The sequence below is a fragment of the Mesorhizobium sp. B2-3-15 genome, assembly GCF_006442875.1.
GTDB classification, from domain to species: Bacteria; Pseudomonadota; Alphaproteobacteria; order Rhizobiales; family Rhizobiaceae; genus Mesorhizobium; species Mesorhizobium australicum.
This window is the reverse complement of sequence record NZ_VFVO01000003.1, coordinates 227,199-241,485: the sequence shown is the minus strand read 5'-3', so window position 1 is coordinate 241,485 and position 14,287 is coordinate 227,199. Positions and strand designations below refer to the sequence as shown.

At 62.2% G+C, this 14,287-nt stretch carries 13 protein-coding genes; 4 read left to right on the top strand and 9 right to left on the bottom strand.

From position 1 onward, the window contains the following. Window positions 1–144 precede the first annotated feature (144 nt). The gene (locus tag FJ954_RS08330; protein WP_015317417.1) at window positions 145–1,155 is read left to right on the top strand and encodes an alpha/beta hydrolase; all 1,011 of its coding nucleotides are present in this window, start codon (window positions 145–147) and stop codon (window positions 1,153–1,155) included. A gap of 21 nt (window positions 1,156–1,176) precedes the next feature. On the opposite strand, the gene FJ954_RS08325 is transcribed toward FJ954_RS08330, so the two are convergent. After that, window positions 1,177–2,076 carry a LysR substrate-binding domain-containing protein gene (locus FJ954_RS08325; protein WP_015317416.1) on the bottom strand — a complete coding sequence of 300 codons (900 nt, stop codon included), beginning with the start codon at window positions 2,074–2,076 and terminating at the stop codon, window positions 1,177–1,179. 218 nt (window positions 2,077–2,294) lie between these two features. On the opposite strand from FJ954_RS08325, the gene FJ954_RS08320 reads away from it, so the two are divergent. The 3 genes from FJ954_RS08320 (at window position 2,295) to FJ954_RS08305 (ending at window position 4,403) form a co-directional block, all read left to right on the top strand. After that, entirely contained in the window at window positions 2,295–2,480 is a 186-nt protein-coding gene (locus tag FJ954_RS08320; protein ID WP_140615918.1) for a hypothetical protein, read from the top strand. 452 nt (window positions 2,481–2,932) lie between these two features. Continuing rightward, window positions 2,933–3,067, top strand: a complete 135-nt coding sequence (locus FJ954_RS32240; protein ID WP_013894968.1) for a hypothetical protein — start codon at window positions 2,933–2,935, stop codon at window positions 3,065–3,067. A 397-nt stretch (window positions 3,068–3,464) separates the two neighbouring features. Beyond that, complete coding sequence (locus tag FJ954_RS08305; protein ID WP_263485819.1) at window positions 3,465–4,403, top strand: GlxA family transcriptional regulator; 939 nt, start codon at window positions 3,465–3,467, stop codon at window positions 4,401–4,403. A 6-nt stretch (window positions 4,404–4,409) separates the two neighbouring features. On the opposite strand, the gene FJ954_RS08300 is transcribed toward FJ954_RS08305, so the two are convergent. The 8 genes from FJ954_RS08300 to FJ954_RS08265 all read right to left on the bottom strand — a co-directional run bounded on the left by FJ954_RS08300 (window position 4,410) and on the right by FJ954_RS08265 (window position 14,251). Next, window positions 4,410–5,207: an ABC transporter ATP-binding protein gene (locus FJ954_RS08300; protein WP_140661048.1), complete on the bottom strand. Its 798-nt coding sequence runs from the start codon at window positions 5,205–5,207 to the stop codon at window positions 4,410–4,412. Further along, window positions 5,204–5,977, bottom strand: coding sequence for an ABC transporter permease (locus FJ954_RS08295; protein WP_140661047.1), 774 nt, complete (start codon window positions 5,975–5,977; stop codon window positions 5,204–5,206). The genes FJ954_RS08300 and FJ954_RS08295 overlap by 4 nt, the downstream gene beginning before the upstream one ends. A 68-nt stretch (window positions 5,978–6,045) precedes the next feature. Continuing rightward, a complete protein-coding gene (locus FJ954_RS08290; protein WP_140661046.1) occupies window positions 6,046–6,996 on the bottom strand; it encodes an ABC transporter substrate-binding protein in 951 nt (316 codons plus the stop codon). 115 nt (window positions 6,997–7,111) lie between these two features. Continuing rightward, window positions 7,112–7,960 carry a DUF1194 domain-containing protein gene (locus FJ954_RS08285; RefSeq protein ID WP_140661045.1) on the bottom strand — a complete coding sequence of 283 codons (849 nt, stop codon included), beginning with the start codon at window positions 7,958–7,960 and terminating at the stop codon, window positions 7,112–7,114. A gap of 94 nt (window positions 7,961–8,054) precedes the next feature. Beyond that, entirely contained in the window at window positions 8,055–10,616 is a 2,562-nt protein-coding gene (locus tag FJ954_RS08280; RefSeq protein ID WP_140661044.1) for an FAD-dependent oxidoreductase, read from the bottom strand. Window positions 10,617–10,768: 152 nt separating this feature from the next. Further along, on the bottom strand, window positions 10,769–11,527 hold the full coding sequence (locus FJ954_RS08275) for an FkbM family methyltransferase (protein ID WP_140661043.1): 759 nt from the start codon (window positions 11,525–11,527) through the stop codon (window positions 10,769–10,771). After that, on the bottom strand, window positions 11,524–12,756 hold the full coding sequence (locus tag FJ954_RS08270) for a hypothetical protein (RefSeq protein WP_140661042.1): 1,233 nt from the start codon (window positions 12,754–12,756) through the stop codon (window positions 11,524–11,526). Before FJ954_RS08270 ends, FJ954_RS08275 begins: the two co-directional genes overlap by 4 nt. Before the next feature lie 22 nt (window positions 12,757–12,778). Then, window positions 12,779–14,251, bottom strand: a complete 1,473-nt coding sequence (locus FJ954_RS08265) for an aspartate aminotransferase family protein (RefSeq protein ID WP_140661041.1) — start codon at window positions 14,249–14,251, stop codon at window positions 12,779–12,781. Between the last annotated feature and the right edge of the window lie 36 nt (window positions 14,252–14,287).

Below are 14,287 nucleotides of genomic sequence, written 5' to 3'. Positions count from 1 at the left end.
GGCACTTTTGCCGCGGCGCCGACGACGCGCGGATCACACCAGCGTGTGGGCACGCCGTAAATCTTGACATTCTCGGCCAAGGCACGATCTTCGTTACAAGGGGGAGTTCTCTTAGTCGGCTGCAGCCGAAGTTCGTGTATTCGCATGCCAAGTTTGAAAAGCCACGTTGTGTCCTTCGTGCTCAGGCACAGCCGCAAGCAAGCCTTTTCCAGCCCGGAAAACCTGCAGCGCTGGATCGCCGCCGCGCGCAAGACAGAGGATCACCATCCGCCGGCCGCGCTGCATCAGCGTTTCGAAATCCAGACGCGCAGCGTGGACGGTTTTCCGGTCTACGAAATCGCCCCTAAGGCCGGAGAGCACAAGCGGATACTCTACCTGCATGGCGGCGCTTATGTCTTTGAGATCACGCCCTATCACTGGTATCTGATCGCCGACATGGCCGACCGGCTGGGCTACGGCATCACCGTGCCGATCTACCCTATCGCCCCGGAACACGATTTCCACGCCATGTTCGGCATGGTCGGCGCTGTCTACCGCCAGATGCTCGATGAGACAGAGGCGGAAGATATCGTCTTCATGGGCGATTCCGCCGGCGGCAACATGGCCGTGGTGCTGACCATGATGGCGGCGGACGAGGGTTTGCCGGTGCCGTCGCGCCATGTGCTGATTTCACCCGGCCTCGACGTCTCGCTCGCGAACCCCGAAGTGTTTGAGGCGGAGCGGAATGATCCATGGTTGGGCATCGCCGGCGGGCGTGAGGCAATCCGGCTCTATAGTGCCGGATTGGATCCGACAGACTGGCGTATCAGCCCGGTCTATGGCGATCTGTCGGTATTGCCGAAGACACTGCTCCTGACGGGCTCCCGCGATCTTCTCACGCCCGACAATCTCATCTTTGCACAAAAAGCCAGCGCCGCCGGTGTCGAGGTGGAGCTGATCTACGAGGAAGGCATGTTCCACGTCTGGCCGCTGATTGACATGCCGGAAGCGCGGCGCGCGCGTCAGCACATCGTCGCGTTTCTCACGGACGACGCCTACACTCGGGCTGAAAGGGAAACGGTCAAGTCGTCGACCAAAGCTTCATCCCAGCACACCAACCATTTCGGCCAGACGATCAATCGGCTCGGCGAACGTGACGAGATCGCCGAGCACTGAAACTCGGCCCCACGACATCGATCAGAACTTGCCGGTTTCCCTGAACACTTCGAAGGTCGCGCGGATGTGGTCGGCGACGGCCTTGACCGGCGCGCTGGCGTCCGGCGCCACCACCATGGCAAGATTGTAAGTGCCGATATCGGGCATTCCGTCCTTAGGGCAGAGTTCGACCATGTCGTTGCCCAGGAACGATCTCGGCAGCGGCGCGACCGCGAGGTCGGCCATGATCGCGGCGCGCTGGCCTGCGGTATGGGCACTCATATAAGCGACGCGATAGTTGCGGCCCTCGCGGCCCAATGCCTCGAGCGCGCCGGCCCGCCAGGCACAGCCCTCTTCCCAAAGCGAAACCGGCAGCGGTTCGCGCAGATGCGCGCAGCCGCCCTTGGCGCCGGCCCACACGATCGGCTCGGTCAACAGCACCTCGGCGCCGAGCGCGCTGGTCTTGTACGAATTGGTCAACAGCGTGATGTCGAGCGCCCGGTCATCCATGCGCCGGCGCAGATTGCTGCTCTGGTCGATGGTGACGTCGACGGCGATCGAGGGATGCGACTGCGCGAAACGCTTCAACACATGCGGCAGCACGCGCTCGCCATAGTCGTCAGGTGAGCCGAGCCGCACCACCCCGACAATATCGGGGATGATGAACTTCGACACCACCTCGCGGTTGATCGACAAAAGCCGCCGGGCATAGCCGAGCAGCATTTCGCCGTCCGTGGTCAGCGTCACCGAACGCGCGTCGCGCGCGAACACCGAGCGGCCGAGAATATCCTCCAGCTTCTTGATCTGCATGGAGACGGCCGACGGCGTCCGGAACACCGCATTGGCCGCGGTGGTGAAGCTGCCGGTCTCGGCAATCGCCACGAAGGTGCGCAAAACGTCGAGGTCGAGCAGCGGCAGCGGGTGATTGAGTGGGGCGTTCATGACGATCGACCTTCAATTTTTCTGATACAAAACATCATTCCATTTCGTTTGATTGAACATCAGACCGGGAGCATAGTCAACTCCATCGAAGCAGCATGCTGCCAAAAGCGGCCACGAAACGACCACGGCGCAGACCTGCATCGACGTGAAATGAAGCTGAAACAGACCTGACGTAACGCATTGCCGGCGCTTGCCGTGCCGTAGCAAAGGAGATCGAAATGTCTATCCTATCGTCCCTCGGCCGCATCGCGACCGAATTCAACGCGGCCCGCACCCGCTACCAGACCGAACGCGCCATCCGTTCACTGCCGATCGAGCTGCAGAAGGATATCGGCTGGCCGGAAGCTTCCGACGCCAAGACCGGCATTCGCAGCGGCGTCGGATCCTGGGCTGGAGCAAAGTAAATCGTGTGTACCCCGTGCTGAAGGCCTGCCGCGCAGCCCGCCCGGCAGGCCTTCTCTATTTTATTTGTATTCAAACGAATTCATGAGCCATGCCGCCGCTGCATGGCGCATATGAGCAAGCCGCATAGCAGCTCGATTTTTTGATTAACTCTTTGTAAATATTCATAAATCCTAGGCATATTGCTCGTAGCTTGCCAAAATATGTCGCATCCGGTGTCGCTTTTCATATCAAGCGCTTCGCTTTTGCGATTTAGTTCCTGCTCACACAAGCCTATATCACCGTCAGCAAACGAGCTGCCCCACTCCATCAAGCGAAGGCGACCCGTTTAGAGCGACGTGCGTCCTATTGGACGCACAAAGTACGCTCTAACACTTTGAGTCTGCGCATCGTGCTTTCCGAAAATCAATTCGATTTTTCGGGCCAATGCGCGAGCAACCGATTGGAGATGATCATGAAGCTTTTTGCCCGCCTCTTCGCCCGCCGCGAAATGAACCTGACCACCGCTCTCGAGCGTCAGCGTCTTGCCAACACCATGCCCGGCCAGACCGGCGCCATGGCCGCGGCACGTCTCGGCTTCGTCGCCTGAACGAGCGCGGTTCCAGGAAAACCGTATTTTCCCGGCCGGAACTGCGTAGAAATCGAAAATACAAGACACCTCCAGAGCCGCGCCCCTGCCGCGGCTTCAGGGTTGACTGCCGCCGCCTCGGTCCGCCGAGGCGGCGTTGTTGCGCTTCCATCGCCTTTCACAACCTGACGGTGGCCTGGTTCGAGCAGCACCGCGCGGCGATTGCCCATTTGCGACCCATGTCGCAAATTTAATCTTCCCAAAGCCGTCTAGACGATTGACAGGAATGGTTTTTCCTGATGACGCTATGCTATTCGCGACATCCTGTTCGCGTCATGGCCAGATGAGGTTCCCCGTGAACGCCGTCAAGCATCCGATCAAGCGATCGTTTGTGTTCTTCCTTATCCCCGATTTCACCATGATCGCTTTTGCGACAGCGCTCGACCCGCTGCGCTCGGCCAATCGGATGCTCGGCTACGAGGCCTATCGCTGGCGCCTCGCCAGCATCGACGGCAAGCCGGTGCGCGCCTCGAACGGCGTCGAGTGTGCGGTCAACACCTCGCTGGAGGAGGAACGCAAGAAGATGGCGGGGCCGGATCGCCCGAATATGGCCATCGTCTGCAGCGGCACCAATGTCGAGCGCTATCAGAACAAGTCCGCATTTGCCTGGCTGCGCGAGGAATACAATCGCGGCGTCGCCGTCGGCGGCCTGTGCACCGGTGCACATATCCTCGCCGCCGCCGGGCTCCTGTCCAACAAGCGCTGTGCCATCCATTGGGAAAACCTGCCCGGTTTTTCCGAAGCGTTCCCGAAGGCCAATGTCTTTGCCGACCTGTTCGAGATCGACCAGAACATCTACACCTGCGCCGGCGGCACCGCCGCGCTTGACATGATGCTGAAGCTGATCGGCGACGATTTCGACGAGAACCTCGTCAACCGCGTGTGCGAGCAGGTGCTGACCGATCGTGTGCGCAGTCCGACCGACCGCCAGCGCCTGCCGCTGCGCGCCCGCCTCGGCGTGCAGAACTCGAAAGTACTGACCATCATCGAGCTGATGGAGGCCAATCTGTCCGAGCCGCTGTCGCTGATCGAGATCGCCGACCATGTCGACCTGTCGCGCCGCCAGATCGAGCGCCTGTTCCGCACCGAGATGGGACGGTCGCCTGCCCGTTACTACCTCGAAATCCGCCTCGACCGCGCCCGGCATCTCTTGATCCAATCGTCGCTGCCGGTGGTCGAGGTGGCGGTCGCCTGCGGCTTCGTCTCGGCCTCGCATTTCTCGAAATGTTACCGCGAGCTCTACGCCCGCTCGCCGCAGCAGGAACGCGTCGACCGCAAGCAATTGCTGGCAGCCTGATCCCGATCAGGTCTCGGCCGACCGCACTTGCACCGTCCGCATCGCCTCGACGCGGATGTCCTCGGTCAGCCGCGCCTTCAACGCCGAGAATTCGGGACTAGTCTTCAGCGTGTAGTGCCTGGGATGCGGCAGGTCGATGGCGACATCCGACTTGATGCGGCCGGGCCGCGCCGTCATCACGATCACGCGCGAGGCCATGAAGATCGCCTCCTCAATGTCGTGGGTGACGAACAGCACCGTTTTCTTGCGCCGTTCCCATATGCCGAGCAGCAATTCCTGCATCAGCCCCCGTGTCTGGTTGTCCAGCGCCCCGAACGGCTCGTCCAGCAACAGGATTTCGGGATCGTTGGCTAGCGCCCGGGCAATCGCCGTGCGCTGCTGCATGCCCCCTGAAAGCTGTTTCGGCCAATGGTTCTCGAACCCCTTCAGCCCGACGAGATCGACATAGGAAGCGACAATGTCGTCCCGCTCCTTTTCGGCCATCCCCCGTTCGCGCAGGCCGAAGCCGATGTTTTCGGCGACCGTCAGCCATGGAAACAGCGTGTAGGACTGGAAGACCATGCCGCGGTCCGGCCCGGGCCGCGTCACCGTCTTGCCGTCCAGCAGAACTCGGCCTTCGCTTGGCGCCTCCAAGCCGGCGACGATCCTCAACAGTGTCGACTTTCCGCAACCTGACGGTCCCAAAACGGTGATGAAGTCGTTGGCCGCCACCGCCAGGTCGATTGGCATCAGCGCCTTGACGGGTTCTCCACCCCGCACGCCGGCAAAGGTTCGCGAGACACCCTCGATAAGAAGCTTGCTCACGCCAGGCTCCATGGAAAGAGCCAGCGGTTGAACGCCTTGAACGCAAAATCGGACAACAGCCCGATCAGGCCGATGACGATGATGCCGAAGATGATCTGCCCAGTCGCCAGCCGCGACTGGCTGTTGATGATCATGTAACCGATGCCCGACGATGAGCCGATCAATTCGGCCACGATGACATAGGTCCATGCCCAGCCGAGCACCAGCCGTAGCGTCACGGCGATCTCGGGCGCATTGGCCGGCATGATGACCCGCCTGACGATGCCATTGTTGGTCGAGCCCAGCGTATAAGCGGCCTCGACCAGATCGCGCCGCGTGGCCCCAACCTTGACGGCAATGATCAGGATGATCTGGAACACCGAGCCGACGAAGATGACGAGCAGTTTTTCCAGCTCGCCAATGCCGGCCCAAAGGATGAGCAGCGGAATGAAGGCCGACGCCGGCAGGTAGCGGGCGAAGGAGACGAAGGGCTCCAGAAACGCTTCCACCGGCTTCCAGGCGCCCATAGCGATGCCGAGCGGCACGGCGACGACCGAGGCCAGTACAAAGCCGCCGAAGACCCGCCAGATGGTGATCAGTATGTCGAGCCAGAAACGATCCTCGACCAGCAGCCGCCAGCCATCCCGCAGCATCGACAGCGGATCGGCGAGGAAGATGCGGTTGACGTGGCCGCCAAGCGTGATCCAAGCCCAGAAGGCCACGAACAGCACGAAGAAGGAGATACCGAGCACTGTTCGCAGGCTCGGAGAGACAGGATGCAAGGGGCGCATCTTCGTCCTTTGTCAGCGGCAAGGCGGCGGCGCTCTGCGCCACCGCACGGTGCCCAAGGGTTGAACCGTCAATTCGCCACGGCGCTGGTGTCGGCCAGAGTGGCGACGTCGGGTGCCTCCTTGATCAGCCCCATCTGCAGCAGCAGATCGCCGGCGGTCTTGGAAAAGTCCTGAAATTCCTTGGTGAAGAACTGCTTGTTCTCGGCCTTGTCGGCCCATTTCAGGTACTTTGCCGAATCCTCGAATTCCTTGGCCGACTGTTTCACGTCGGCGCCCATGATCTCGTAGGATTTCTGCGGCTCCTTCTTGATCATGTCGAGGGCGTCGAAATAGCTGTCGGCAAGCGCCTTGGCGGCGTCGGGATTGGCCTTGAGGAATTCGGGCGTGCAGCCGACCGTGTCGAGGACCATCGGATAGTCGAGCGTGGTCGCCAGGATATGCCCCTGGTCGGCCTTGTCGCGCACGGCCGAGATGAAGGGCTCGTAGGTGACGGCCGCATCGTTCTGGCCGGCGAGGAAGGCTTGCGCCGCCGCGTCGGGTTCGAGATTGACGACCGTGACATCCTTGGTCGACATGCCGTTCTTGTTCAGCACCCAGGCCAGCAGGAAGTAGGGCGACGTTCCAGGCGCCGAGGAAGCGACGGTCTTGCCCTTGAGATCGGCGACCGTCTTGATGTCGTTGCGCACCACGATGCCGTCGGCGCCATAGGATTTGTCGAGCTGGAAAATCTGCTTGGTGGTCACCCCGCTGGCGTTCCAGACCAGCCAGGTCTCGACCGTGGTGGCGGCGCATTGCAGGTCGCCGCTGGCGATGGCGAGCGGACGGCTGGCCTGCGGCACCTTCTTCAAGGTCACGTCGAGCCCATGCTTCTCGAACAGCCCTGCCTGCTTGGCGAGTGTCAGCGGCGCGAATCCGGTCCATCCGCTGATGCCGATGGTGAGCGATGTGGCGGCCATTGCCGGCGCGGACAAGCCTGCGGCAAGTGTCAATGTCGCGGCAAGGACGATTATTCTGTTCATATCGGTTCCCCTTTTGTTTTTCTGCGGGAAATTGTTCACAGAGGCCGATGGGCTTGTCAATCAACAGGACCGTGTTTGCGCGCAAAGCAGCCGGCAATCCGGTTTTGGAATTGCGCTATCTGGCGTCGGGCATCCAGTTGCGGTTGCGCCACATTTTCTCGCCGACCTGGCAGTCGGCGATGGGCTTGTCCTGCGCCAGCACCACTGGCGGATGATCCGCCTCCTCCGCCGCCCATTGCCGTGACGCCGGGCCGGCAAGCTCCAGCACCAGCTTGCGGCGGATGGCTTCGGGAAATTGCGTCCAGTCGTTGACCGGGATCATGAAGGCGCCGGGACCGCCGATGACGCAGTCGCTGTAGTAGCGATCGAGATCGTTGACGTCATAGACGCCGGAAAAGCCGCCTCGGGTCATCAGCGGCAGGCCGTTGATGACTATGCCTTGCCTGACCACCCCGTCGCGGGCGAGATTGACCGGCGCGCCCTGGTTGTTTGGCCCGTCGCCCGAAATGTCGATGACGCGCTTGGTTCCCTGGTAGCCGCTTTCGGCGAAAAGGTCGCTGCCGAACTCCAGCGCGCCGGAGATCGAGGTGCGCCGCGCGCTGTTGGGCGGCTGAGCCGACAATTGCGCCACCACCCGCTCCGCATCGGCCCGGGTCGCGATCGCTGTCCACGGCACGATGACGCGTTGCCAGTTGGTGCCGGCCCATTCGACATAGGTGACGGCGATCTTGCCATAGGCGCCATCGGTAATCGCCTGCAGCACATTGTCGTGCGTCAGCGCCGCCGCGTAGCCATGACGCTGGATCTCGAGCTCGTCGGCCGACATCGACAGCGACACGTCCACCGCCAGCACCAGTTCGACATCGACCGGCTCGTCTGCGCGAGACATTGTCGTCGGCCAGAGCGTCAGCGCCAGCGCGACGACGCTCGAAAGCAGATGTCTTGCAGTGCCAAAACCAGACATGCCGCGAGGGTAAGCCAGAATCGACAGCTGAAAAAGAGAAAAGCCCGACCTGGGCCGGGCTCATCCGAACACGCGCGAAATTCTTGGCGAAGGCTCAGCTCCGCGGCTTGAGATTCTCCGGGTCGTAAAGCGGCTTGTAGCCGACACTGGCGACCTCGACCGGATAGGTCTCGCCAAAATACTCCACGTCGAGCTTGCGGCCTTCCTGGGCATAGGCCCAGGGCAGATAGGCGAGCGCGATGTTCTTGCCGATGGTCGGACCATAGGCCACCGAGGTGGTGAACGACCGGCGGCCGAGTTCGTCGACCAGCGTCTCGCCGGTTGCCGGGTCCATGACCGGCATGGTGCCGACCGGATAGCGGGCGACACCTCTGGAATCCTTGTTCTCGGTCATCACCAGCGTGCATAGCATCGCCGGCTGGTGCGCGCGCTCACGATACTCCAAGTGCTTGGCCTTGCCGCAGAAATCGTTCTCCTTGACCTTCGGGCGGGCGAGATCGGCTTCCAGCAGATTATACTCGGTCAAGAGGTCGGCGTTCTGCAGCCGCAGGCTCTTCTCCATGCGGCGCGTATTGGCGTAGGTCTCGACGCCGAATGGCATGACACCGGTCGAGCGCAGCGCGTCCCAGACGGCGAGACCATCCTCGTAGCGCATATGCAGTTCCCAGCCCTGCTCGCCGACATAGGAAATACGGAACGCCGTAACGTCCTTGCCGCCGATCCGGACCGGCTTGATCGCCGCGAACGGAAAATTCTCCGGCGAAAGCCCATCCGGGTTCTCGACCACCTTTTGCAACGTCGTGCGGGCATTCGGCCCCCAGATGCCGATGGTGACGTACTTCTCGGTCACGTCGGTGATGGTGACGTCGAACCCTTTGTCCTGGGCCGTGCGGCGCATGTACTGGTAGTCGCGCGGCCCGGCGTCGGCGCCGTCGATCAGCCGACAGCGGTCGGCCATGCGGATCACCGTGAAGTCGGCGCGCACCATGCCTTGCTCATCGAGGAAGTGGGTGTAGATGCCCTTGCCGATGTTGTTGTCACCGCCGATCTTGGCCGCGCACAGCCATTCCAGCAGCGCGACATGGTCGGGTCCTTCGATGTCATACATCGAGAAATGCGAGAGGTTGACGATACCGCAATCCTCGCTCATCGCCAGATGCTCGGCGTTGGAGACGCGCCAGAAATGGCGGTTGTCCCATTCGTTCTCGCGCACCGGCACGCGGTTTCCATACTTCTCAAGCAGATGCTCGTTGGCGGCATAGCCGTGCGCACGCTCCCAGCCGCCCAGCTCCATGAAATAACCGCCGAGTTCCTTTTCACGCTCCCAGAACGGCGAGCGCCTGATGTTGCGGGCCTTGGAGAAGGGTTCGCGCGGATGCACCGCCGGGTTGTAGACCTTCATCGCCGTCTCGGTGCAGCGATCCCAGATGAATTGTTCCTTGGTCTGGTGCGGATAGAAGCGCGCATAGTCGATGGCGTGGTGGTCGATCGCGGTGCGGCCATCCGTCATCCAGTCGGCGATCAGCTTGCCCATGCCAGGGCCGTCCTTGACCCAGATGGCGACGGCGTACCACAGGCCCCTCACCTTCTGGCTCTCGCCCATGGACGGGCCGCCATCGGCCGTCACCTGCAGCAGGCCGTTGAAGGAATGGCTTTCGTTATAGCCGAGTTCGCCCAGGATCGGCGTCAGTTCCATGGCGCGTTCGAGCGGCGCCAGGATCTGCTCCATGTCGAGATCGCGCTGCGACGGCGACAGTCGTGCCTGGTCCTTCTCCAGCAGGTCGCGCGGATGGCAGAGGCGCGGATTGGTCTCTTCGTAGTAACCCCATTCGATCTGGCCGCCCTCGGCGGTCTTGGGGTCGCCGGTGTCGCGCATATAGGCCGAGTTGCCCTGATCGCGCAGCAGAGGCCAACCGATCTCCTTGCCGGTGCCGGCGAACTCGGTATAGGGGCCGAAGAAGGTCAGCGGATGGTCGATCGGCATGACCGGCAGGTCCTCGCCGACCATCTCGGCGATCAGCCGGCCCCAGATGCCGGCGCAGACGATGACATAGTCGGCCTCGATCGTGCCGCGGTCGGTCACCACGGCACTGATGCGGCCGTCCTTGACCACGAGCGACTTCGCCGGCGTGTTGGCGAAGGATTTGAGCTTGCCGGACGCTTCCGCCTGGTCGACCAGCTTGCCGGCAACGGTCTGCGAGCGCGGAATAACGAGGCCGGCATCCGGATCCCACAGGCCGCCCTGCACCAGATCCTGTTCGATCAACGGGAATTTTTTCTTGATCTCGACGGGGTCGATCAGGCGAGCGCGTGTGCCGAACGCCTTGGCCGAGGCGATCTTTCGCTTGATCTCATCCATGCGGCCGTCGTCGCCGACACGGGCGACCTCGAGGCCGCCGACGCGCGCGTAGTGACCCATCTTCTCGTAGAAATCGATGGAATAGAGCGTCGTCCAGCACGACAGGAAATCGTGGCTGGTGGTGTAGCAAAAGTCGGAAGCGTGCGCGGTCGAGCCGATATCGGTCGGGATGCCTGATTTGTCGATGCCGACAATGTCGTTCCAGCCGCGCTCGATCAGATGATGGGCGATCGATGCGCCGACAATGCCGCCGAGGCCAATGATGACGACCTTCGCCTTTTTTGGAAACTCTGCCATTGCCCGCGACTCCAGAATGCTGTTGCGGGCGGCGTCGGCGCCCGTCTGATCGGCGCACAATATGCAGGCGACGGGGACGGCGCTACCGCCTGTTTGCGACACGCCTCGGATGCCGCGCGACCCCTCCCCAAATCAGGAAAAACATCTACCCGTCAGGCGAAAGCCCAGACGTCCTCGGCCTGGAAGCCGACCTGATAGCCCGCCGTCTTCAGCTTGACCACGACCTGTCCGATCTCCGGCGCGGGCAGCGCACCAACCTCGACCTTGATCATGCCGGGACGATAGCGCTTGAGGTCGAGCTGCTCGAACACGATCCAGTCGGCGCCTTCGCAATCGACGAGGAAGGCGTCGATATGGGTGATGCCGTTGCGGTCGAGCAATGTCTGCAAGGTCTCCGACGGCACCTCGATGTCTTTCAGATGCGGCGCGAACTTGTTGAAATTGGCGTCGGCCTCGCCCCAGGCATTCTTGCCCGACATCAGGTTGGTGTCGGTCACCGACGAGCAGCCGATGAACTCGATCGGCAGCGTGCCGGCTTCGAGTGCGGCAGCGTCAAAGGTGTGGACGGTGATCGTGCCTTTTGTTCTCGTCACCGCGACGGGTTCGATGACGAAGCGGTCCGTGTCAGGGTAATTGGCGCGCAGCCGTTTCTGGTTGTACGGGATCGGCTCGACCAGCATGGCGCGGGCCTTTGGAATGCGGTGCAGCCAAGGCGTCACGTCATCGAACAGCGCGCCATCGCAGGCGCCGACATTGACCATCTGGAATGCCCGGCCGCTATCACTGAAGCGTGCCTTCAGCGCGGCGTTGGCGAGGAACTTGGTGCCGCGCAGCGACGGCCCGCGATCGAGCAGGCCGGCGGGAAGGCCGAGCGACAGGGCAATGCGCGCCAGGTTGGAAACTGAATTCATGATTTGTCTCCTGGTATGACGTGCAAGGCGGCGCGGTGCTGGCCGGCGGTGACCGCCGCCCACAACGCCATGAAGGGCGGTGCCAGCAGCAGGAATGGCGGGATCAGATGCGGGAAATAAATGCGCGTGTCGTGGATCGGGAAGACGCTGAATTTGGCCAGCGCACCGAGCACCAGCGCAGCAAACAGAATGCCCGCGCGGCGGCCGAGCTTGAAGCCGGCGCGGTCGGCCGCAAACCACCCGGCCAGCGCCAGAACCGAGACCCCGACCCAGCTGTTCAGGTTGATGGCGCGCAGCAGCGAGGCGGCAAACGCCCGGAGATAGGCGATGACGGAAAAAGCCGGCTCGAACCCGTCCATATTGTAGTGCTGCCCGATGCTGGAAAACCACAGATGCGGCCACCACCCGGGATGATGGGCCCAGTGCGAAATGGCGAAATACGCGGCGAGCGAAGCAGCAAAACCGACCAGCACGCCCCAGGCCTTCTGCCGGAACAGGACCAGCAGCACAGCGAAAACGGCAAGGAAAACTATGTTGTCCGGCCGCACCATGAAGGCGAGGAAGAGCAGGATCGCCGTCGCCACCTCGCGACCTCGGACATAAGCGAAGAGACCGCCTAGCAGCAGCGCCGAGGTAAGCAGGTCCGGTGTCAAAGCGCGCGCGGCGTCGCCGAAATCGGCCATGATCAGCACCGCGCCGACCACCGGTGCCAACGCCAGTGCCTTTTCCGCGCGCAGCCAGAGCAGCGTGATCGCGCCGAACAGCAGGACCGAAAACACCTGCACCAGCCGCATCGCTTCGACTGGCGACATGACGGAACTCAGCGTCGACAGGATTTCGGCATAGAGGAACTTGATCCGGTACATGCCGAGCAACGAATGGAAATCGGCGGCGTTCTGCGCCATGTGGCTGCGGAAGCCGCCGCCATCGTCGGTCAGCGCCTTGTAGTCGGCCGCCGAGACACTCGATTTGACGGTGCTGTAGGCATAGTCATGCAGTGCCTGCGCATCGGGGTAGGTGCTCTCCTCCGACATGGCGAGATAGGGCAGCATGTCCCAGTTGGCGTCGGGCATCACCCAGGCCGTGAACGCCGTCAAAAGCATATAGAGGGCGAAGGCAGCCGCACCGATCGGAGCCGCCAGCCACGCGTAGGTCCCCTCGCCCCACGCCAGACCGGCCTCGGCGAGCCGGTCGAGTGGACTTTGCGGAGCGGGCGACTTGGTCAGCATGTCTTCTCGGCGAACGTTCGTTTCAACGGACTTGGCTTTTGACGAAATCCTTCACGATCGCCACGATGCCACGCGACAAGAGACTGTCGAAGGCATCGACGAAGCGGTCGACATGCTCGCGCTGGCAGATCAGCGGCGGCTCGAGCCGGATGACGTTGCGGTTGTATTCGGTGAAGGCGACGAGCACGTCGTAGTCGCGCAGCAGCAGCGCGCCGACGAAACCGGACAGCGAACCCTTCAGCTTGTCGTCGAGCACGCTGACGATAGGGCGCAGCACCATCGGCAAGGTCTGCGAGAAGTCGTGAAACTCCAGCCCGACCATAAAACCCTTGCCGCGCACGTCCTTGATGATCTTCGGGTATTTTTCCCTGAGTGCCTGCAGCCGCTGCAGCAGGTACTCGCCGGTGACGGCGGCGTTGTCGATCAGCCCCTCGTCGTAAAGCACGTTAATGCCCTCGATCGCCGTGGCACACGCCTCGCCCATGCCGCCGAAAGTGGCCATTGCATGGATCATCGCCGTCTTCGGCGTGCCGTAGGCCTTCATGTAGATTTCGCGGCGCGCAATCATCGCGCCGACAGCGGCCTTGCCGGCACCCAGCGATTTGGCCAGTGCCGTCACATCGGGCACGACGCCATGATGCTCGAAGGCATAGAAGCGCCCCGAGCGGCCATAGCCGCACTGCACCTCGTCGGCGACCCAAAGCACACCATACTGGTCGCACAGCGCCCGCAGCTTCTGCCAGTATTCAGTCGGCGCCTGGATGATGCCACCGCCGCCCTGGATGGTTTCCAGCACGATGACGCCGATCTCCGGATCGGAGCGGAACAGGCGCTCGACGGCCTCGATATCGGCAAAGGGAATGCGGACGGTATTGTCGGCCATCCTGAAATCGGCGCGGTAGAGCTGGCCGTCGGTGATGCCCAGCACACCCTTGGTCTTGCCGTGGAATGAATTCTCGGCATAGACGATTTTCGACCGCTTCGGGCCGGCGGCACGCTCGGCAAGCTTCACCGCCGCTTCCATCGCTTCCGAGCCCGACGAGCCCAAAAACACCATGTCGAGATCGCCAGGCGAACATTTGGCGATGTTGTGCGCCAACGCGGCGGCATATTGCGACATGAAGGCGATGGCGATTTCCTGCCGCTTTTCCTCCTGGAATTTCTTGCGCACTTCCAGAATGCGCGGATGATTGTGGCCAAAGGCCAGCGACCCGAAGCCGCCGAAGAAATCGAGGATCTTGCGGCCGTTCTGGTCGATGTAGAACATGCCCTCTGCACGTTCGATCTTGATCTTGTGGAAGCCGAGCAGCTTCATGAAATGCAGCTGGCCGGGGTTGAGATGCGCCTTGAACAGGTCGGTCATCCCCGCGACATCCATCGCCTTGGCCTGCTCGACGCTGATCAGGTCGGGCTTGGCGGTGGTGGCGGGCGACAGTGTCGGCGCGCTGACCAGGGTGCGCGTATTCGTCTGTTCCGGCTTGGCCATGACGGTCATTTCAATCTCCTGTTCGCGCCCGCGGCTGGCGTCGAG